The 19,449-nt window shown below is 62.2% G+C and carries 17 protein-coding genes; 8 read left to right on the top strand and 9 right to left on the bottom strand.

What is annotated here, in order from left to right; genetic code table 11:
* Positions 1-8 precede the first annotated feature (8 nt).
* Both BV106_RS03970 and cutA read right to left on the bottom strand, forming a co-directional pair.
* Positions 9-506, bottom strand: coding sequence for an anthrone oxygenase family protein (locus BV106_RS03970; protein ID WP_038160805.1), 498 nt, complete (start codon positions 504-506; stop codon positions 9-11).
* Positions 507-530: 24 nt separating this feature from the next.
* On the bottom strand, positions 531-866 hold the full coding sequence (gene cutA / locus BV106_RS03965) for a divalent-cation tolerance protein CutA (protein ID WP_038160802.1): 336 nt from the start codon (positions 864-866) through the stop codon (positions 531-533).
* Between the two features lie 137 nt (positions 867-1,003).
* Here cutA and BV106_RS03960 point away from each other — a divergent pair, with 137 nt between their 5' ends.
* A complete protein-coding gene (locus BV106_RS03960) occupies positions 1,004-2,194 on the top strand; it encodes an ATP-binding protein (RefSeq protein ID WP_038160800.1) in 1,191 nt (396 codons plus the stop codon).
* Entirely contained in the window at positions 2,191-2,496 is a 306-nt protein-coding gene (locus tag BV106_RS03955; RefSeq protein ID WP_051944991.1) for a hypothetical protein, read from the top strand. The genes BV106_RS03960 and BV106_RS03955 overlap by 4 nt, the downstream gene beginning before the upstream one ends.
* A 63-nt stretch (positions 2,497-2,559) precedes the next feature.
* Here BV106_RS03955 and ychF read toward each other — a convergent pair whose 3' ends face one another.
* Positions 2,560-3,675 carry a redox-regulated ATPase YchF gene (gene ychF / locus BV106_RS03950; RefSeq protein ID WP_038160798.1) on the bottom strand — a complete coding sequence of 372 codons (1,116 nt, stop codon included), beginning with the start codon at positions 3,673-3,675 and terminating at the stop codon, positions 2,560-2,562.
* A 65-nt stretch (positions 3,676-3,740) separates the two neighbouring features.
* Here ychF and BV106_RS03945 point away from each other — a divergent pair, with 65 nt between their 5' ends.
* Positions 3,741-4,508: a Nif3-like dinuclear metal center hexameric protein gene (locus BV106_RS03945; RefSeq protein WP_038160796.1), complete on the top strand. Its 768-nt coding sequence runs from the start codon at positions 3,741-3,743 to the stop codon at positions 4,506-4,508.
* Positions 4,509-4,521: 13 nt separating this feature from the next.
* On the opposite strand, the gene BV106_RS03940 is transcribed toward BV106_RS03945, so the two are convergent.
* Complete coding sequence (locus BV106_RS03940; protein WP_038160794.1) at positions 4,522-5,394, bottom strand: NAD-dependent epimerase/dehydratase family protein; 873 nt, start codon at positions 5,392-5,394, stop codon at positions 4,522-4,524.
* Positions 5,395-5,606: 212 nt separating this feature from the next.
* Here BV106_RS03940 and BV106_RS03935 point away from each other — a divergent pair, with 212 nt between their 5' ends.
* Both BV106_RS03935 and BV106_RS03930 read left to right on the top strand, forming a co-directional pair.
* Positions 5,607-6,824: a sialidase family protein gene (locus BV106_RS03935; RefSeq protein ID WP_038160791.1), complete on the top strand. Its 1,218-nt coding sequence runs from the start codon at positions 5,607-5,609 to the stop codon at positions 6,822-6,824.
* Between the two features lie 115 nt (positions 6,825-6,939).
* Positions 6,940-7,665: an MBL fold metallo-hydrolase gene (locus tag BV106_RS03930; protein ID WP_038160788.1), complete on the top strand. Its 726-nt coding sequence runs from the start codon at positions 6,940-6,942 to the stop codon at positions 7,663-7,665.
* 439 nt (positions 7,666-8,104) lie between these two features.
* On the opposite strand, the gene BV106_RS03925 is transcribed toward BV106_RS03930, so the two are convergent.
* The 4 genes from BV106_RS03925 to acs form a co-directional block, all read right to left on the bottom strand.
* Positions 8,105-10,795, bottom strand: a complete 2,691-nt coding sequence (locus tag BV106_RS03925) for a DEAD/DEAH box helicase (protein ID WP_063767895.1) — start codon at positions 10,793-10,795, stop codon at positions 8,105-8,107.
* Positions 10,796-10,998: 203 nt separating this feature from the next.
* Positions 10,999-13,038, bottom strand: a complete 2,040-nt coding sequence (locus BV106_RS03920) for a RecQ family ATP-dependent DNA helicase (protein ID WP_265595312.1) — start codon at positions 13,036-13,038, stop codon at positions 10,999-11,001.
* 8 nt (positions 13,039-13,046) lie between these two features.
* A complete protein-coding gene (locus BV106_RS38085; RefSeq protein ID WP_265595311.1) occupies positions 13,047-13,175 on the bottom strand; it encodes a hypothetical protein in 129 nt (42 codons plus the stop codon).
* A 337-nt stretch (positions 13,176-13,512) separates the two neighbouring features.
* On the bottom strand, positions 13,513-15,468 hold the full coding sequence (gene acs, locus BV106_RS03915) for an acetate--CoA ligase (RefSeq protein ID WP_038160785.1): 1,956 nt from the start codon (positions 15,466-15,468) through the stop codon (positions 13,513-13,515).
* A gap of 264 nt (positions 15,469-15,732) precedes the next feature.
* Between acs and BV106_RS03910 the strand changes: the two genes are divergently transcribed.
* Complete coding sequence (locus BV106_RS03910; RefSeq protein WP_038160783.1) at positions 15,733-16,200, top strand: cytochrome c; 468 nt, start codon at positions 15,733-15,735, stop codon at positions 16,198-16,200.
* A gap of 55 nt (positions 16,201-16,255) precedes the next feature.
* On the opposite strand, the gene BV106_RS38080 is transcribed toward BV106_RS03910, so the two are convergent.
* Positions 16,256-16,696, bottom strand: a complete 441-nt coding sequence (locus tag BV106_RS38080; protein ID WP_265595310.1) for a hypothetical protein — start codon at positions 16,694-16,696, stop codon at positions 16,256-16,258.
* A gap of 64 nt (positions 16,697-16,760) precedes the next feature.
* Between BV106_RS38080 and BV106_RS03905 the strand changes: the two genes are divergently transcribed.
* Positions 16,761-17,546, top strand: coding sequence for an MBL fold metallo-hydrolase (locus BV106_RS03905; RefSeq protein WP_038160838.1), 786 nt, complete (start codon positions 16,761-16,763; stop codon positions 17,544-17,546).
* Between the two features lie 15 nt (positions 17,547-17,561).
* Positions 17,562-19,226 (top strand): TIGR03790 family protein, encoded by a 1,665-nt coding sequence (locus tag BV106_RS03900; RefSeq protein ID WP_081891499.1) that lies wholly within the window; start codon positions 17,562-17,564, stop codon positions 19,224-19,226.
* Positions 19,227-19,449 lie beyond the last annotated feature (223 nt).

Below are 19,449 nucleotides of genomic sequence, written 5' to 3'. Positions count from 1 at the left end.
GCCGGCGTTCAATCAGGAAACCCCATCTTGCACAAGCCCACGATGAAGGCCACGAGCCCTGCGGCCGTGGAGAGGCTGCGCAGGTGATTCCACATCGTCCAGACGCGGAGGTAGTACTGCCAGAACTCCTGACCGGTCCGGCTGTTGGGATCGGCGGCGGCGAGGCGGTTGTTGAGAGGGACGTTGTACGCCATGGTGATGACCAGGCTGCCCACGAGATAGCAGACGCTGCCGCGCACGAGCCAGGGACCGCCGCTGCCCGAGGAGGTCATGATCACGAGAATGAGGATGGTCGCACACAGGGCGCTGGTGCCCAGAAAGAGCAGCAGAAACCACGGCGTGAGGATCTTGACGTTGATCGCCTGCATGGCCGCCATGCCCTCCGCCGCGGGACGGCTGCCCAAGGCCTGCATGATGAAATGGGAAAAGGCGAAGAACAGTCCCGCCATGAGGCCGCAGCCCACGGCGGCGACCCCAGAGAGGATGAAAAGCAAAACGAGGTTCATAGAGGGGTGCAGAGAGAATTCGTTCTATTGACCGCGGACGGACTCCTCCACCCAGCGCAGGTAGCCGGGCAGGCCCCGCTCCACCGGTACGGCCAGGATCTCGGGCACGTCGTAGGGATGCAGCGTCTGGAGGCGTGCTTCCAGCGCATCGTAGGTGGCTGGCGTGGTCTTCATCAGCGCCAGCACTTCGCCCGCAGTTTCCACCTTGCCTTCCCATCGGTAGATGGAGCTCACGGCAGGATTGAGATTCACACAGGCCACGAGCTGCTCCTCCACCAGAGTGGTGGCGACGCTGCGGGCCACCGTTTCATCGGGAAACGTGCAAAAGACGAGCAGGACAGCGGGCGATTCCTCGGGCATGGCGACATGGTCGTGGAAAACCGGCCATCCCGCCAAGTTGAAAGGTGAAAAAACGGGAGACATGAGGGCAGTTCACTGACAGGATTCCGGGAGGATCTCCGCCGCCCCCACGGCCACCCGCTGCCCAGCCCGGAAGGATGAAATCGAGCTTTTTCGACAAGATTGTCAAACGCATGGACCGCCTGGAACCGGCGGATGTGCAGCGCTACCTGCTGCGTCTGGTGCAGGAGAAGGGGTTCTTTGAAAAGGTTTTCGAGGCGCTGCAGGAGGGCGTGATCCTGCTGGATGGCGAGGGGGTGGTGACCTACGTGAACCGCGCCGCGTGCGGTTTCTTCGGGTTTGATCGCGAAGTCATCGTGGGCCGCAGTCTCGCGGAGGGCATTCGCGGCTTTGACTGGGAACTGCTCGCGAAGTCCGGTGGCTCGGTGAGCCGGGACCTGGAGGTCTTCTATCCCGAGAACCGCTACCTCAATTTCTACGTCACGGCCATTGATGAGCATGAGGACCTCGGGTTCGTGATGCTGATCCGTGACATCACGCAGACGCGCAAACTCACGGAGGAGAAGATCGAGAGCGAGCGCATCTCCGCTCTCACGATGCTGGCGGCCGGCGTGGCGCATGAGCTGGGCAATCCGCTCAACTCACTCACCATCCATCTGCAACTGCTGGACCGCCGGCTGCGCAAGCTGAAGGCGGCCGAGGCGGCTCGCCTGCGGGAGATGGTGGAGGTGGCACAGGGGGAGATCAAACGGCTCGACTTCATCATCGGCCAGTTCCTTGCCGCCATTCGTCCCACCCATCCGCAACTGCAGCGGGTGCAAGTGAACGAGCTCATTGAAGAGGCGGTGAAATTCCTCGCACCCGAGCTCAAGCAGCACAAGGTGGACGTCCGGCTGGACCTCACGCGCAGCCTGCCGCTGATGCCGCTGGATGCGAACCAGATGAAGCAGGCGTTCTACAACCTCATCCGCAACAGCACGCAGGCGATGGGCGAGGGGGGGCGACTCACCATCATCAGCACCTTCACCGACTACGAGGTGCGCCTGACCTTTGCCGATACCGGCAAGGGGATCTCGGGCGAGAACTTGAGCAATCTCTTCCAACCCTTCTTCACCACGCGAAAGACGGGCACCGGCCTGGGTCTGCTCATTGTGCGCCGCATCATTCGTGAACACGGCGGCGAGATCGAGCTGGAGAGCCGGGAGGGAGAGGGGACCAAGGTCAACATCTACCTGCCCCGGGTGGAGAAGCAGATGCGCTTCCTGGAAGCGCCTGCTCCCTCGGTGGTGGAAGTGGATGCTGACGAAGGAACTCAAAGTTCCGTATGACCCAGCCGGGGCCGGCGTTGGCGGAAATGGCCACCACCTTGCGGGAAGTTTCCTGGTGGGTGGCTCAGCCTAGCAATGACTTTGCCTGGTCCTCGTGGGAAGACGTCACGGAGGCACTGGCGGAGATGGAGGCTATCTTGATCCCAATCGAGGCGGGTCAACTGCCAGACGACATTCGGCTTCTTCTGCGAGTGCTCTTCGCACCCACTGGGCCCTTGCAGGAACTTAGCCTCAGCAGCGGATGGGCCTCGCAGTTTCTTGCGCTTGCCGATCGTGTGGATCGGTTGCTGGGAGACGGATGATCTGAAAGCCACCCCGCCCGGCCTCTTGAGAGACCACCTGGCGGGATGGAGAATTCTGTAGGCTTACACGTTGAAGCGCCACTCGACGACGTCGCCGTCCTTCATGATGTACTCTTTACCTTCGATGCGGAGCTTGCCCTTCTCACGGCACTTGGCGTAGGAGCCCAGTTCGGAGAGATCGGTGAAGGCGACGATTTCGGCGGCGATGAAACCGCGCTCGAAGTCGCTGTGGATGACACCGGCGGCCTGGGGCGCCTTCATGCCCTTCACAATCGTCCACGCACGCGTTTCTTTCTCACCGGTGGTCAGGTAGGTCTGCAGACCCAGCAGGCTGAAGACGCTCTTGATGAGGCGGGACACGCCGCTGTCTTTCACACCCAGATCGGTGAGGTAGGCGGCGGCTTCTTCGTCGGAGAGATCGATGAGTTCGCTCTCAATGGCGGCGCTCACCACCACGGCGGAGGCGGCATGAGCGTGGCTCACGTACTCGCGCACCTTGCTCACGAGCGGGTGCTTGTCGGGTTCATTGCTCGCTTCGGCCAGTTCGTTCTCGGAGACGTTGCACGCGTAGATGCAGGGTTTGCCGCTGAGGAGGAAGAAGCTCTTGAGCAGCTTGGCTTCTTCGTCGCCGAGCTCGAGGGTCACGGCGGGCTTGCCAGCGTCGAGGTGCGGAATGAGCTTCTCGCAGAGGGAGAATTCGGCCTGGGCTTCCTTGTTGCCGCGCTTTGCTTCTTTCTCCGAGCGGTTCTTGCGCTTGGCCACGCTGTCCATGTCGGCCAGGATCAGCTCGGTGTTGATGACCTCGATGTCGCGGACGGGGTCCACATTGCCATCCACGTGGTGGATGTCGGAGCTCTCAAAGCAGCGCACGACGTGCACGATGGCGTCCACTTCACGGATGTGGCTGAGGAACTGGTTGCCGAGGCCTTCACCCTGGCTGGCGCCTTTCACGAGACCGGCGATGTCCACGAACTCGATGGCCGCGGGGATCAGTTTCTGGGAGCCGCTGATCTTGCTGAGCACTTCCAGGCGCTCGTCCGGCACCACCACCACGCCCTGGTTCGGCTCAATGGTGCAGAAGGGGTAGTTGGCCGCCTCCGCCTTCCGCGTGCGGGTGACCGCATTGAAGAGGGTGGATTTGCCAACATTCGGAAGACCAACGATACCGGCGCGCAACATAGGGCGGGCAGAGTAGCGGACTTGGCACTTGGCGCAAGCGCGGAAGGGTGCATAAGTGGCCGCACATGAAGCTTGCGGACCTCGTCGCCTATGTGAATGAACTGTTGCAAACCGCCACCGTTCCCGACTACGGCAACGCGCTGAACGGGTTGCAGCTGGAGAACTATTCCGGGGACGTTTCCAAGATTGCGGTCGCCGTGGATGCCCATCTACCGGTGGTCAAAATGGCCGCCCAGCGGGGTTGCGACCTCTTGCTGGTGCACCACGGCATCTTCTGGAGCGGCCTGCAGCCCTTGGTGGGGCCGCATTACCAAAAGCTCCGGGTCTGTGGGGAGAACGACCTCGCCATCTACAGTGCCCACCTGCCGCTGGATGGTCATTTGGAGCTGGGGAATGGCATCCAGCTGGCCCGGGCGCTGGAGCTGCCGGGCGTGGAGTGGACCCCGTTTTTCCCTTACAAAGGCTTCCCCATCGGGGTGCGGGGTGAGGTGGCTGCGGGAGTTTCGCGGGACGATCTGAGTGCCCGGCTGGAAAAGGCCCTCGGTGCGAAGGCGCACCTGTGCCCGGGTGGGCCAGAGGAGATTCGCCAGATCGGGATCGTCACCGGTGGGGCGGGGGATGCGGTGGCGACGATGAAGGAGCAGGGGATCGATACCTTCATCACGGGAGAAGGTCCTCACTGGAGCTACACGCTGGCGGAGGAGCTGGGCGTGAACTTGTACTATGGTGGGCACTACGCCACAGAGACCTTCGGTGTGAAGGCGCTCGCCGCGCATCTAAGTGCCAAGTTCGGTCTGCCGTGGGAGTTCATCGATCACCCCACGGGTTTGTAAGTCAGAGCGGGGATCAGAGTTCTCGCAGAGCCGCGACCTCACGGGCCACGCCCTCTGCCAGCGTCACTGCCGGGTGCCAGCCGGTGGCGGTCGTGAAGTGGGTGACGTCCAGACGATTGTCATAGACATCCCAGGCGTGGCCGGGACGGCTCAGAATCGGCACGGGGTGTCCTGTTTCCTTTTCCACCAGCTCGACGAGATGGGAGAGCGGGGTGGCGATGCCGCTGCCGACATTCCAGGTGCCGGTGAGCCGCAGTTCCCGGACCCTGGTCAGGGCGGTGAAGAAGTCATCACTGTGGAGGTAGTCCTTGATCGGATCATCTCCCCAGCGCTGGAAAGGCTGGTTCGCCAGGGCGCAGCGCACCAGTCGGGCCGTCACGCCCTGTCGGTCTTCCGGGCTTGATGGGAGGCCATACAGGTTGCCCACGCGCAGGATGCAGACCGGCAGCCCGGAGGCCCGCAGCCGCTCCTCAGCGGCCAGCTTGCCTTTGGCATACACCCCAAGCGGATACGGCGTGTCATCCTCCCGATTGCCCCTGCCAGGTGCGAGACCATAAACGGCACCGGTGGAGATGAACAGAAACAGCGGGGGGCGGGCTTCCTTCTGAAGGCGGGCGATGAGCCGGTCCAGTAGCGGCAGATCAATCTGCTCGATCTGTTCGGGGTGCTCTTCGGCATTGGCCGGGACACAGCTCCAGGCAGCGTGGATCAGGAGGTCGGCCTCCTGCGGGGCATCCCCGGTCAGCAGGGTGTCGAGCGACTCGACCGACCCATCAGGTGAGGCCGTCCGTGAAAGCAACCGCAGTGGCCAGGTACCGCCAAAGGTCATCTGGATGGCCCGGCCAACACGGCCGCGGGCTCCAGTGATGAGGATGGAATCTGGCATGAAAATGGGGGGAAGGGACGAAGAGGGAACTCACTATGCGAGGCCCGCTCGGGCTGTCATGAGGATTTTGGCCATGAGTGCACCACAGCGGATCAGCTGGTTTGATTATATAACCAGTATGGAGCAGGGAGCCACGCCCGTTTGCCTCTCATTCATCCGGGTATCGAGATCGTGCCCGACTCCATCGAACCCCACCTCATCCTTCCCTGCTCATGCGCTTCGCCTTCACCCTCCTGACTGCTGCCTTCCTCTGCAGTGCTGCCTGTCCTGCTGCCGAGCCCTTCCTGGAGAAGGAGGAGATCTTCAGCACCAAGCTCAACCCCACCTACAAGCTGGTGCACATTCCCGGCATCCTGGTCACCGCCAAGGGGTCGGTGCTGGCCTGGTGTGAGGCGCGCAAGAAGGGTGGAGACTGGGACCAGATCGACATCGTGCTGCGTCGCTCCACGGATGGAGGCAAGACATTCGGCGAGGCCAAAAGCATCGCCAATGTGCCGGGCCCCAAGACCAAGAACGAGTTCGCCCTGCGGGTCAAAGGCGTGGACCCCAACGACGTGACCTACAACAACCCGGTGCTCATCGCGGACAAGGACGGCACGGTGCACATGGTCTTCTGCCTGGAGTACATGCGCTGCTTCTACCAGCAGAGCAAGGATGACGGCGTCACCTGGAGCACGCCGACGGAGATCACCGGCACCTTTGAGACTTTCAAAAAGGACTATGACTGGAAGGTGCTGGCCACGGGGCCGAACCACAGCATCCAGCTCAAGACGGGGCGTCTGGTGGTGCCCGTCTGGCTCTCCACCGGCACGGGCGGGAATGCCCACCGCCCCTCCGTGACCTCCACCATCTACAGCGATGACCAGGGCAAGACTTGGAAGGCGGGGGAGATTGCCGTGCCCTGCACGGAAGAATGGATCAATCCCAATGAAACGGTGGCCGTGGAGCTGGCCGACGGCAGCGTGATGCTGAACGTGCGCAGTGAGTCCAAGAAACACCGCCGCCTCGTGACGGTGAGCAAAGATGGCGCGACGGGCTGGAGCACTCCGAGGTTCGATGAAGCACTGCTGGAGCCCATCTGCATGGGCGGCATTGTGCGCTACTCGCTGGCAGGCGTGAAGGGAGCGGACAAAAACCGAATCCTGTTCACCAACCCTGACAACCTGGCCCGCGAAGATGGCAAGGAGCAGGAGGGCAAGAACCGCGACCGCAAAAACGTGACCGTGAAGCTCAGCGAAGACGAAGGCAAGACCTGGGCGGTCAGCCGCGCCATCGAGCCCAGCTTCAGTGGCTACAGTGATGTCGCCGTCACGCCGGATGGGACCATCCTGTGTCTCTATGGCAAGGGTGAGAAGAAGGAGTTCGGCGGGTTTGCCTTCGGGCAGATCGTCCTGGCGCGGTTCAATCTGGAATGGGTACAGGCTCGGTAAGAGGTAAGTGGTGGGTGGGGTAAATGGTGGTACGCGGCGTAGCGATGTCATTTGCGCCATTGGGGTGCTGGGGTATGGTCCGCCAGCCCCCCTGTCATCCCACACCGTCACTGCTATGACTGCGATAGATGAGATTGCGCCCGATGTGTTCCGTCTTTCGGTCTATGCCCCGGAGTACGACATGCAGTTCAACCACTTTCTGGTGCGTGATGAGGAACCGCTGCTGTTCCATACCGGTTTGCGGGGCATGTTTCCGGCGTTGAAGGAGGCGGTGGGCACGTTGATCGATCCTGCGGCGTTGAAGTGGATTGCGTGGAGCCATTTTGAATCGGACGAGTGCGGGGCTCTCAACGACTGGTTGCAAATTGCGCCCGAGGCCCAGCCTGCCTGCACCTTGGTGGGCAAGCTGGTCACGGTGGATGATTTCTCCCTGCGCCCTGCGCGGGGCATGACGCCGGCGGATGTGTTGGAGACGGGCAAATACCGCTTCCGCTTCCATCCCTCTCCCCACCTGCCTCATGGGTGGGATGCGGGTGTGTTGTTTGAGGAGACCCAGCGGACCTTGTTTTGCTCGGATCTCTTCCATCACTTTGGCAACACCGATCCCATCACCGAATCAGACCTCATTGGCCCGAGCCGGGAGGCCATGGAGCGGTTGGAACAGGGACCGCTGGCCGGCTACATGCCCTACACCCGTAAGACGGAGGGGGTATTGAGAGGGCTGGCCAGCTTGCAGCCAAGCACCCTGGCGGTGATGCACGGTTCTTCGTTTCGCGGGGATGGAGCGAGCCTGCTCACGGGGCTGGCCGGAGTGATCAAGGAGACGTTCGACAGAGAGTGAGTGGAGAGGGCAAGGGGTGGGGTAGTTTCATGAAGCCTGGAGGAGCGTCAGCGGTGGGTGCTCGTCTCTCGCGACCCTTCGGGCTGCCGATAAAGGTACACACAGCCCGGGTTTCCCGATGCCGGAGGCATCAAAGCCATTAGCCGGACGGTTGAAGGAGCGTGGCGACTGATATCTCCGGAAGATCAGATTAGTTATTGCATCCCGGAGTGGATGCCAGCGACGTCCCATTGCAGGCGCACCTTGCTGTCACCCCTCGCGGGGTGAGTGAACGAGGGAGCAATCCGGGGGTATCGCTACGCTCAACCCCCGGCTAAGGGCTGAGATACCTCCGGCATCTGGCCTCTGCCTTTGGGCTGGGTTCTCCGGGCCTTTCAGGCCAGAATGCCTCGCCAACGAGCCCTGGGAGAACCCTTCTGGCAGATCCTTACTGACAGTCCTACAACGGTGCCAGCAGCTCACGCACGTCTTCCTGCGTGAGTTTGGCCGCATCGGTGTTGCCGGTGAGCAGGCCGTTGATGAGGGCGGATTTGCGGCGTTGCATTTCCACGATGCGCTCCTCAATGGTGCCCTGGCAGATGAGCTTGTGCACGAACACGGGCTTCTTCTGCCCGATGCGGTAGGCACGGTCCGTGGCCTGGGCTTCGATGGCGGGGTTCCACCAGGGGTCATAGTGGATCACCGTGTCCGCAGCGGTAAGCGTGATGCCCACGCCGCCGGCCTTGAGGCTGATGAGGAACACCGGCATGTCGCCGTTTTGAAACTGTTCCACCGGCTTCATGCGGTCCTCGGTGGAGCCAGTGAGTTTCACATAGCGAATGCCGCGCTCCTTGAGCATGCGCTCCAGGATGTCCAGCATGCTCGTGAACTGGGAAAAGATGAGAATGCGCCGGCCTTCCTCGATGAGCTCCGGGAGCATCTCATCCATGAGGTACTCGGTCTTCGCAGACGTCTCGACCTTCTTGGCGCTTTCTGTCTTGAGCAGGGCCGGGTGGCAGCACACCTGGCGGAGCTTGAGCAGGGCGTCCAGCACGATGAGCTGGCTCTTCTCAATGCCCTGATCCGCGATGGCCTCGCGCACCCGCTTGTCCACCGTAGCGCGGATCGTTTCGTAGAGATCTGCCTGGGCCTTGTCGAGCTCCACGGCATTGATCAGCTCCGTCTTGGGCGGTAGGTCCTTGGCCACGGCATCCTTGGTGCGGCGAAGCAACACCGGCTGAAGGCGGGCCGTGAGTCGTTGCTGGGCGGTGGGATCCTGCTTCTTCTCAATGGGGTTCCGGAAGAACGCCTTGAAAGCATCCTGCTCGCCCAAGTAGCCGGGCATGAGGAAATGGAAGAGGCTCCACAGCTCGCCCAGGTGATTCTCCATCGGCGTACCCGTCAGGCAGAGGCGATGACGGGCATCGAGCGCCCTGGCGGCTTGCGCGGCCTTGGCCCGGGCATTCTTGATGCCGTGGGCTTCGTCCAGCACCACCACATGCCACTCAAACTTCTGCAGCTTCTCAATGTCGCGGATGAGCAGCGGGTATGAGGTAACAACTACATGGTAGTTCTTGATGAACGGGAAGCGTTCCTTCCGGTGCTCGCCGTGCAGGATGAGCACCTTCATGGCAGGGGCGAACTTCTTGGCCTCCGCCACCCAGTTCCGGATCACGCTGGTAGGGGCGAGGATCAGGCTGGGCCGGTCGGCACGACCAGCCTCCACCTCGGTCAGAAGGTGGGCGATGGTTTGCAGCGTCTTGCCCAAACCCATGTCATCTGCCAGGATACCATGCAGCCCGTATTCGCGCAGGAACTGGAGCCAGCCCAGCCCCTCCAGCTGGTAGGGGCGCAAGGTGGCCTGGAGGCCGCTGGGCGGTGTGACGACGGGCAGACTGGTGAAGTTGGCCAGCTTCTCGCCCAGCTTGGCGATCTCTGTGGGCATCTGCAGCGCCATGCCCTGCTCCTGACCGAGCTGGGCCGCACGCAGCCGGTCCACCTTGATCTTGTCCTTCTTCTTCGCTCCTGGGGTGAAGAGTTCGTGGAGGACACTCAGGATGGGCAGCAACCGTTTCCCCGGCAGGGAAATGAGACGGTCGCCCAGCTCGGGTACGAGGAATAAAAATGGCGTGTCTGGACTCTCGGACACCTCTTGCACAGTGAGGCCCTTCTGCACAGCCTCGGCGAGGATGGGGATAAGTGAGACGCGTTTGCCGTCGATCTCCACACCCATCTCCAGCGAGTACACCAGACCGTTGCCCGGCTCAGGACGAAGTCCAGTCACCCAGTGATGCTCATGGAGCTCGACAACATCGTAACCGAAGTCACTGGAGGACTCGATGCGCCAGCCCCGTTGCTGCAGGCGCTTGGATTCTTCCTGACGAAAGCCCTTCCAAAACTCGAGCTCATAGCCTTGCGAAACCGCCAGGTGATTGAGCGGTGCGCTGGTGACGACGCCAGGATGCGCCTCCATGAAGGGCATGAGGCCCAGCAGCATGACATCGCGCAGGAAGGAGCGCTCCAGTTCCAGATCGCGCTCCAGGCGCTGGAGCTTGCCATCTGCCTCCCACTCGTGTTGGGAGGATCTCACCGTGAGCAGCAGTCGCTCAGGGCAGCCCGGGTAGGTGACCATGGGATCGGCCACCGGCAATCGCAGAAGCTTCGAGGACTTAGCGTCCTTGGGTAGGGAGGCGTCGATGCGGCGCAACACCAAGACCGGCTCCGGTTTGCCTGCCTCGAGCAAATGCACCGGCAGTTTCGCCTTGGCGATGGCAGACGCTTTGGCAACAGGTGGCGGGGGAGGCGGAGCGGTGACACGCTCTTCGATCTCGTCTTGAAGTTTGCGATCCGTCGCCTGCACGAGAAGTGCCGCTGCATGCTTGCAATAGGCACCTGCGGGACACAAGCAGCGGCTCATGATGCTGAGCCGTCGTGCGTCTTTGAATTGAAGCGTGACTGTCGTTTCGAACTGCGTCAGCCGGTTGTCCGTGACAAAAGCTGTGATCTCCAACTCCTGTTCACCGAGCAGTTCCGCAGCGCGGACCTTCACCCGGCCCTGTTTGGCCAGTTGCGCCCCTTCCATGGCATTGCGCCCGAACGTCCACATCCATTCGCGGGAAAGGAGCTGCTGCCAGACGGTCGGGAAATCCATGGGGTGGGTTCCATAGCCCGTGATGATGAAAGGAGGAAGAGATTTATGATGGTGATGAACGGGAAATGGGGGGCCAGAAGATGCAAACGGGGGAAGAATCCGAGGTCGGTCGCCATGTCCCGGAGGGACGCCGGAATATGTGAATAACAGGGTATTCCGTCGCGGATGGGACGGTGGATCAAGGTGGCACGAATGCCGTGTCCTCACCGTCCATTGATCACCGTGAGAAACTCTGGCAACCACCGGGAGGCTTTGGCCTCGCCGATGCCGCGAATCTTCAATGCGGCATCCATGTTCCGTGGCTTGAGCCGCGTCAGGAACTCCAGGGTGTTGTTGTGGAAGATCATGAAGGGCGGCACGCCTTCGCGCTGGGCGATCTCCTGGCGCTTCTTCTTGAGACGGTCAAAGAGACTTTCGTCAAAGCCCAGCTCGCTCACGCCAAGTTCGTCGCCACCGCCGGCATTCGCACCTTCCCGCAGATAAGTGGAGCGGGAGTCACGCTTGAGCATCTCCACCGGCTTGCGCAGCTCCGGCCACTGGAGGCGGATGGCACCGCCTTTGCGCATGATCTCGTTGCCTTTGGTCGTGAGCTTCAGCAGAGGATAGTCGCCCTCTGTGGTGGTTTCAATGAACCCGGCCTTCTCCATCTCCTTGAAGAGCTGGTGCACGCCGGCGCTGCCCATGTTCTTGAGCATGCCATACGTGGTGAGTTCATCCAGACCGGCGTCCACGACTTCGCGAGACTTGCTGCCCAGCAGCATGGCGATGATGCGCCCTTTGCCAAAGCGGGGCGACCAGGTGCCGTCCACCTCCTTGCGGCTCATGCGGGCCACGCCACTCAAGGCCTTGCGCAGCACTTCCACCTCTTCGCTGCTGCCCATGCGGGCCACGGCTCCCACCCCGCCGCGCTTGCACACATCGCAGTTGCCGCAGGTGCTGGCATCGGGTTCGCCGAAATATTCCAGGATCATCTGCTGGCGGCACTTGTCCGCGTAGCACATCTCCACCATCGCCTTGAGTTTGGAGCGGTCGCGCCGTTCCTTTTCCTGGATGGCCTTGCGGTCCAGCGTAAGATCCCGTGCCCGCACCTCGGGGCGGAGCATGCGGGTGCCGCGGATGCGTTTGCCCGGAATATCGAACCGCTCGATCCAGCCCTGGCGGGCCAGATGGCTCAGCGCGCTGCCCACAGCCATGCTGTTCTTCGCGCCAGCCCGGTCGGTGATGTCGTCGATGCTGGCCATCACCTCGTTGGCGCTGTCCGCCCCGCTCAGAAGAGCCTCATAAACATCCTGGATGGTTTCAAAGGTGGGGTTGCTCCCATCGATGAAGAAGTCCTGGGTCTTGGTGTCCGCGTAGTTGAAGAAGAGCTCGCAGTGGGAAGGCTCGCCATCACGACCCGCACGACCGGCTTCCTGATAGTAGGCCTCGACGCTGCCGGGGACCTCAAAGTGCACCACGAACCGCACGTCCGAGCGGTCGATGCCCATGCCAAAGGCGTTGGTGGCCACGGCCACGCTCACCTCCCGCTGGAGGAAGCGGTTCTGTGCATGCTCGCGTTCCTTGTCGTCCATGCCACCGTGATACGCGACGGCGCGGATGCGCCACTCATCCAGCAGAGAAGCGATTTCCTCGACCTTCTTCCGCGTGGCACAGTAGATGATGCCCGTCTGCCAGTGGCTCACGATGTCCCGGAGGCGGTCGTACTTGTGCTTGGCCTTCTCCGTGGGGGTGATGTGAAGGCTGAGGTTCGGCCGGGAAAAGCCGCGAACGCTCAGATACGGATCGCGCAGCTTGAGCGTGTTGAGGATGTCCGTCCGCACCTCAGCGGTGGCGGTGGCAGTGAGGGCTAGCACCTGCGGACGCCCCAGCTTCTCCAAGGCTTCCCCCAGACGGATGTAGTCCGGGCGGAAGTCATGCCCCCACTGGGAGAGGCAGTGCGCCTCATCCACGGCAAACAGGGCAATGTTCACGTCCTGAAGGGCGTTGATGAACATGTTGCTCCTGAACCGCTCCGGGGCCACGTACACCAGCTTGTACTCGCCGTTGCGCAGGCCGCGGATGCGCTCCTTCTGCTCCTCAAAACTCAAGGTGCTGTTGATGAGCGTGGCGGGGATGCCGCGATTGATCAGCGCATCCACCTGGTCCTTCATGAGCGCGATGAGCGGGCTCACGACGATCGTCACGCCATCCATGACCATGGCGGGAAGCTGGTAGCAGAGAGACTTGCCCCCGCCCGTGGGCATGATGATCATCACGTCCCGCCCCCCAGCACTGAGGCCACCACCTGCTCCTGGCCGTCCAGGAACGCACGGAAGCCAAAGTAGCGCTTCAGCGCCTCCCGGGCGTCGTGGATGGGGGTGTCTTCAGTCTCAGCAAGCACGCGGTAATGTGGCGCGCTGGCGGGTCCGGGCAAGTCGGGAGGGCGGCAAATGTGTTCGCCAGAACAGGGTGGAGCCCGCTTCGCGGGAGACACAAGACCAGAAGACTCCAGACACAAGACCTGAGCTTACGCCTCAGAGAACACCTGCAACAGGGCTGTCAGTAAAAGGAGGGAGGGACATTCTTGTCCCGGTCGGACGCGCTGCCCCTGATACAACGGGCGGTCATCACATCCAAACGCCTCTGCACTACTTTGCTCCGTACCCCCACAAAAAAGCCGCCCGGCGCGAGGGCACCGGACGGCTTGGATCAATCAACGATCAATCGACTGCTTTAGATCAGTCTTCGTCTTTGCCGCTGGCTTGCAGTGCGGCCACGACGTTCAGATCTTCCAGCGTGGTGGTGTCACCTTTCACCTGGCCGCCAGAGCAGATTTCCTTGAGGAGGCGGCGCATGATCTTGCCGGAGCGGGTTTTCGGCAGCGCGGCGGCGAAGCGGATGTCGTCCGGACGGGCGATGGCGCCGATCACGTTGCTGACGTGCTTCTTGAGCTCGGCCGCGAGGGCGTCGGTGGGTTCCACGCCGGTCTTCACGGTGACGAAAGCCACCACGGCCTGGCCCTTGATCTCATCGGGGCGGCCCACCACGGCGCTCTCAGCGACCGCTTCATGGCTGACCAAGGCGCTTTCCACTTCGGCGGTGCCGAGACGGTGGCCGGAGACGTTCAGCACGTCATCAAGGCGGCCCACGATCCAGAAATAGCCGTCTTCATCGCGGCGGGCGCCGTCGCCAGCCAGGTAGATGCCTTCATAGGTGCCCCAGTAGGCGGACTCGTAGCGCTCAGCATCACCGTAGATGGTGCGGAGCATGGACGGCCAGGGCTTGCGGATGACCAGCTTGCCGCCCTCGTTCGGGCCCACTTCCACGCCTTCTTCATCCAGGATCGCGGCGTCCACGCCGAAGAACGGCAGGGTGGCGGTGCCTGGCTTGGTGGGCGTCACGCCCGGCAGAGGACTGATGAGGATGCTGCCCGTCTCCGTCTGCCACCAGGTGTCCACGATCGGGCAGCGGCCGCCGCCGATCATTTCGTGGTACCACATCCAAGCCTCGGGGTTGATGGGCTCACCCACGCTGCCCAGCAGGCGCAGGCTGCTCAGGTCGTGCTTCTTCACCCAGTCGTCGCCCCACTTGATGAAGGCGCGGATGGCGGTGGGAGCGGTGTAGAGGATCGTGGCCTTGTACTTCTCGATGATTTCCCAGAATCGGCCCTGGTGCGGCGTGTCGGGAGCGCCTTCGTACATCAGCACCGTGGCTCCATTGGCCAGCGGTCCGTACACGATGTAGCTGTGGCCGGTGATCCAGCCCACGTCGGCGGTGCACCAGTAGATGTCGTCCTCGCGGAGGTCGAAGATGTATTTGCAGGTCAGGTACGTACCCACGAGGTAACCACCACTGGTGTGGAGGATGCCTTTGGGCTTCCCGGTGGAGCCGCTGGTGTAGAGGATGAAGAGCGGGTGCTCAGCGTCGAAACCTTCTGCGGGGCAGTTTTCGTCCACCTTGGCAACTTCATCGTGCCACCACGCATCGCGGCCGTCCTGCATGGCGATGTCGTGTTTCGTCCGCTGAAGGACGATCACGGACTGCACCGCCGTGTTTCCTGCGATGGCCACATCCACATTGGCCTTCAATGCCACCACTTTGCCACGACGATAGCCGCCGTCAGCCGTGATGATGGTGGTCGCGCCGCTGTCCTGCAGGCGGTCCTTGATGCTCTCGGAGCTGAAGCCGCCGAAGACTACGTTGTGCACGGCACCGATGCGGGCGCAGGCCAGCATGGCGATGGCTGCCTCTGGCACCATGGGCATGTAGATGAGCACGCGGTCGCCAGCCTTCACGCCACGAGCTTTCAGCACGTTGGCAAACTTGTTCACTTCCACCTGCAGCTCGCCGTAGGTGATGCTCCGGGAGTCGCCGGGTTCGCCTTCCCAGAGGATGGCGACCTTGTCCTTGCGGCCGTTGGCCACGTGACGGTCCACACAGTTCTCGGCGACGTTCACTTTCGCGCCGACGAACCACTTGGCGTAGGGGGGCTGCCAGTCGAGCACCTTTTCCCAAGGCTGCTGCCACTGGAGCTCGGAGGCTTCACGGGCCCAAAACACATCGGGTTGGTCCACGGACTCCTTCCACAGCTTCTGGTACTCCTCCATGCTGCTGATGCGCGCTTTGCTCTTGAATTCGTCCGAAGGTTCAAAGACACGATTTTCGACAAGGACAGATTTGAAGTCGGTGCTCATGGATCTGAAATATGAATGACTGACAAGGGGCTAAAGGGAAGCGCTGATGATGGGAAGGGCGGGCGCTGGCGTCAATAAAGAAGCGCAAACGCCATCCGAACGGTTGGGGGGGAAGTTAATCGGCACGTGGGCGCGCAACCTTTCAGTGGGAAGGATCGCGCGACAATTGCATCGCTAAATGTCACAAAACGAGCGGCTGTCACATCCTCATTGGAAAGGGCGGAATATTTCCTCCTTCAAACAACACCTGACATGCATAACGACATGAAAAACACGCTGGTCATCGCCGCCCTGGCTTCCGGGGCCATCGTGACCCTGGCCCACTGTAGCAAACAGAGCCCAGCCGCAGAGACCTCCGTCGGTGCTCCAGCGTCCCCAGCTGCTGATCGTGCCGCCCTGGTAGAGCGAGGCCGGCATCTGGTGGAATCCGTGGGGATGTGCACGGACTGCCATGCACCCCGTCTGCCCAGTGGGGAGTTTGACAAGAGCCGCTACCTCATGGGCAGCGAGTTGCCCTTCCGCCCCACCGTCCCGATGCCGTTTGTGCCGGTGGCGCCTCCCCTCGCCGGGCTGCCCACCCTGCCGACGGACGAGGCTGCCGTGGAGTTCATGATGACGGGCAAGCGCCCCTCAGGAGCACCGGTGATGCCACCCATGCCGCAGATCCGGCTGAAGCGCGATGAAGCAGAGGCTGTTGTGGCCTACCTGCGCAGCCTGAAGCCCACCGCGTAAAGCCGGGGGGCGCGTCGATTTTCTTCAAGAATCAGATCCGCCTGCCGGAGGGTTTTCAATCCCGGGTGGGCGGATCTTCTATTTTCAGATTGGGGTACAGCCCGCGTTCCAGCTGACCCTCACGGAACGGCACCCGGCGTTCCCACAGCGGCACGGCGTGGGGATTGGGCGGCAGTGGGGCCGCGTACGGCTGGCTCACCGCAGGCTCTGGCGTGAACAGCACAGGGCGCAGAGGTGAAGTTTCCGACGCAGGCGAGAGGTCGGTGCCGAAGCCCCATGACCTTTCCGCACCCGGCGCTGCCCACTGAGGGGTGCGTGTCGGAGAGAGAAGATCCTCGGCTTCAGGGAGTTGTGAGGGCGGGGTCGTGTCGGGCTCCACCAGCGAGAACGACGCAGCGGGCGGCGTGGTCGCGGGAGTGGGAGTACGCCAGACTGCCCATGCGAGCGCCACGTTTAGCGCCAAAGATATGGCAAGTGCGAGCTTCAATGCTTTCATTGATGTTCCTCCAGCCTTTCTTTCGACAATCCTGCCGCATTTCCTGCTCACTCCCGACTGTTTCATGGACTCCTTTCAGATCACCTTTCTTGGCACCGGAACCTCTGTCGGGATCCCCATGATTGGTTGTGACTGTGCCACTTGCACGAGCAGCGACCCGCGTGATCAACGCTCCCGCTCTTCCATTCTCGTGCGCACCCCGGAGGGCACCTATGTGGTGGATACCGGGCCGGATTTCCGCACCCAGTGCCTGCGGGAGAAGCTGAAGGAGCTGGATGCTGCGCTCTACACGCACCCGCACATGGACCACCTCACTGGGTTCGATGACCTGCGGCGCTTCTGCGTGCCGGAGGACGCGGTGATGCCGATCTACGGCACCCCGGCGTGTCTGCAGGTGATCCGCCGCATGTACGAGCATGCCTTCAATGGCGAGAACCGCTACCGCGGCTACCTCAAGCCGGAGGAGCACCCCATCACTGGCCCCTTTACCCTGGGCGAGACCCTCATCACACCGCTGCCGGTCAAGCATGGCAAGGTGGAGACGGTGGGGTATCTCTTTTCCCGCGGGGGGCGCAAGCTCTGCGCCTACCTCAGCGATATGAAAGAGCCGCTGGAAGGCACAGTGGAGCTGATGAGGGGCGTGGACACCCTCATCGTGGATGCCCTGCGCCACACGCCGCACCCGACGCACATGAATTTTGAGGAGGCGCTGGCCTTCCGCACGGCGGTGGGCCCCCGCCAGACCTGGTTCACCCACATCCAGTGCGAGATTCTGCACGCACCGGAGGAACAGAAGTTGCCCGAGGACGTCCGCATCGCCTACGATGGCCTCAAGTTGAGCTGGCCCTAGCAGACAGTCGTTTCCATGTACCCGAGTCACCGCAGACCCTCCGTCCAGCCGCGCCTGCAGTGCTGGCTGTCAGCGCGTCTGCAAGGCTGGAGCGTTGCTGCGGCGATGTTGCTGGGTGTCTTGGGGCTTGTTCAGAAGTCGCCTGCCCAGAGTGCACCGCCCCACTCGCTGCTGGAGGCCGATGGTTGGGACCCCGCCGCAGAAACCATTGTGGTGTACAACAAGGACTTCGAGGGCTCGGAGGAGCTGGCCCGTTACTATGCCTCGAAGCGGAAAATTTCCTCGGACCGCGTGATCGGTCTGAAGTGCGCGGTCGAGGAAACGATCTCCAGGGAGAAGTTTGAATCCACCGTGCGGGAGCCGCTGCTGCGGCGGTTGATCGAAAACAAGTGGTGGGTGTTGGAGAAGAGGGACCTGGTGGACCCTTCCGGCAAGCGGTACGGACAGGTGCCCCAGGTGGTGCGGCAGGATATCCGCGTCGCGGTGCTCATGCGCGGCGTGCCGATCCGGGTGGAACGCGTGCCCCACAACCGGGAGCCGGCCATTGGCGAGGTGGATGAGGCCAGCGTGGACAGCGAGATCGCGGCGCTCGGCCTGTTGCAGCGGCCCATCAAGGGACCTTTGGAAAACCGGTACTATCAGAAGGGGCAACGTTTTGCCGACTGTCCGGAAGCCCGGGGGCAGCTGCTCGTGGGGCGTCTGGACGCCGCCGATGATGCCACGGTGCGCCGCATGATCGATGACTCGCTGAACGCCGAACGCACCGGTCTCTGGGGCAGGGCGGTGGTGGATTTCTCCCTCATGGATGGCGGCTATGAAGAAGGGGAGCAATGGCTCGCCAAGTGCGTGCAGATGTACCAGCGCGCCGGCGTGCCCGTGGCGGTGGATCGGTATCGCGAGGTCTTCCGGGATGAGTGGCCGCTCCCTGACACCGTTTTGTACTTTGGCTGGTATACGAGCCAGATCACCGGGGCCATCGCCTCGCCCAACTTCCGCTTCAAGCCCGGCGCCATTGCCTGCCACCTGCATTCTTTCAGCGCCAGTGTGCTGCGCACCAAGTCAGAGGCCTGGGTCGGCCCGCTGCTGGAGAAGGGGGCCGCTGCCGCTCTTGGCAACGTGTGGGAGCCTTATCTGACGTTGACGGTTCACTTTGATCATCTCAATGAGCGCCTGCTTTCCGGAGCCACCCTTGGGGAGGCCGCATGGTCGTCCATGCCGGGCATCTCCTGGATGAACGTCGTGGTGGGGGACCCGCTCTACCGGCCGTTTCCCCGCCGGCGGGTCATGCCAGACGCAGCCTCGCCCGACCACGACTATGCGCTCTATGCCAGTCTGGTGGGACGCTACCTGCCGCGCGACCCCAAAAAATTCCGCCGTGAGCTGCTGAAGACTGCCGAGGAGAAGCACAGTGCGAATCTCCTCGAACTCATGGGCCTGCTCTCCGCAGTCGAAGGAAACAACCGGGAGTCAGCCGATTTCTTCCAGCATGCCGGCGCGTGGCAGGACACGCCCGGTGACCAGCTCCGCTGTGCCCTGTATGAAAGTGAGGCCATCCGCCGCAAGGGGGAGTCGGATGCGAGCCTGGAAATGATCAAACGCATGCTCAAGGACCAGCGTTATGCCGGCGTGCCCGCCTTGGGAGCGGCGACGGTGCTCAAGAAGGAGATGGGAGGGGGATAGCAGTCAAAAATTAGGAATGATGAATTAGGAATTCTGAATGATGAAGGTAGGGTGGAAAGTGGTGTGATTGAAAGAGCGCGACGCCAGAGGATCCAAGGAGCGGCGGTTTGTGCTTGCACAACCGCCGACGGTTGCCGGAGGAAGCGTGCTTCCAACTAAGAGGGTAGCGGCAAGACCACATAAGGCGGCGCCTGTTTGGCGATCAAGCACTCCGCTTGCCCTA

It is taken from the genome of Verrucomicrobium sp. BvORR106, from assembly GCF_000739655.1.
GTDB lineage: Bacteria > Verrucomicrobiota > Verrucomicrobiia > Verrucomicrobiales > Verrucomicrobiaceae > Verrucomicrobium.
The sequence above is the reverse complement of the archived record's forward strand: the minus strand, read 5'-3'. Positions and strand labels throughout refer to the sequence as shown.

Bases quoted from the DNA above. Each gene is read 5' to 3' on its own strand.
- BV106_RS03945 (WP_038160796.1), top strand. From the start codon at position 3,741: ATGAAGCTTGCGGACCTCGTCGCCTATGTGAATGAACTGTTGCAAACC.
- cutA (WP_038160802.1), bottom strand. From the start codon at position 866: ATGCCCGAGGAATCGCCCGCTGTCCTGCTCGTCTTTTGCACGTTTCCC.
- BV106_RS03920 (WP_265595312.1), bottom strand. From the start codon at position 13,038: ATGCCCACGGGCGGGGGCAAGTCTCTCTGCTACCAGCTTCCCGCCATG.
- BV106_RS03930 (WP_038160788.1), top strand. From the start codon at position 6,940: ATGACTGCGATAGATGAGATTGCGCCCGATGTGTTCCGTCTTTCGGTC.
- BV106_RS03935 (WP_038160791.1), top strand. From the start codon at position 5,607: ATGCGCTTCGCCTTCACCCTCCTGACTGCTGCCTTCCTCTGCAGTGCT.
- BV106_RS03910 (WP_038160783.1), top strand. From the start codon at position 15,733: ATGAAAAACACGCTGGTCATCGCCGCCCTGGCTTCCGGGGCCATCGTG.
- BV106_RS03970 (WP_038160805.1), bottom strand. From the start codon at position 506: ATGAACCTCGTTTTGCTTTTCATCCTCTCTGGGGTCGCCGCCGTGGGC.
- BV106_RS03940 (WP_038160794.1), bottom strand. From the start codon at position 5,394: ATGCCAGATTCCATCCTCATCACTGGAGCCCGCGGCCGTGTTGGCCGG.
- BV106_RS03960 (WP_038160800.1), top strand. From the start codon at position 1,004: ATGAAATCGAGCTTTTTCGACAAGATTGTCAAACGCATGGACCGCCTG.
- BV106_RS03925 (WP_063767895.1), bottom strand. From the start codon at position 10,795: ATGGATTTCCCGACCGTCTGGCAGCAGCTCCTTTCCCGCGAATGGATG.
- ychF (WP_038160798.1), bottom strand. From the start codon at position 3,675: ATGTTGCGCGCCGGTATCGTTGGTCTTCCGAATGTTGGCAAATCCACC.
- BV106_RS38080 (WP_265595310.1), bottom strand. From the start codon at position 16,696: ATGAAAGCATTGAAGCTCGCACTTGCCATATCTTTGGCGCTAAACGTG.
- acs (WP_038160785.1), bottom strand. From the start codon at position 15,468: ATGAGCACCGACTTCAAATCTGTCCTTGTCGAAAATCGTGTCTTTGAA.
- BV106_RS03900 (WP_081891499.1), top strand. From the start codon at position 17,562: ATGTACCCGAGTCACCGCAGACCCTCCGTCCAGCCGCGCCTGCAGTGC.
- BV106_RS03905 (WP_038160838.1), top strand. From the start codon at position 16,761: ATGGACTCCTTTCAGATCACCTTTCTTGGCACCGGAACCTCTGTCGGG.
- BV106_RS03955 (WP_051944991.1), top strand. From the start codon at position 2,191: ATGACCCAGCCGGGGCCGGCGTTGGCGGAAATGGCCACCACCTTGCGG.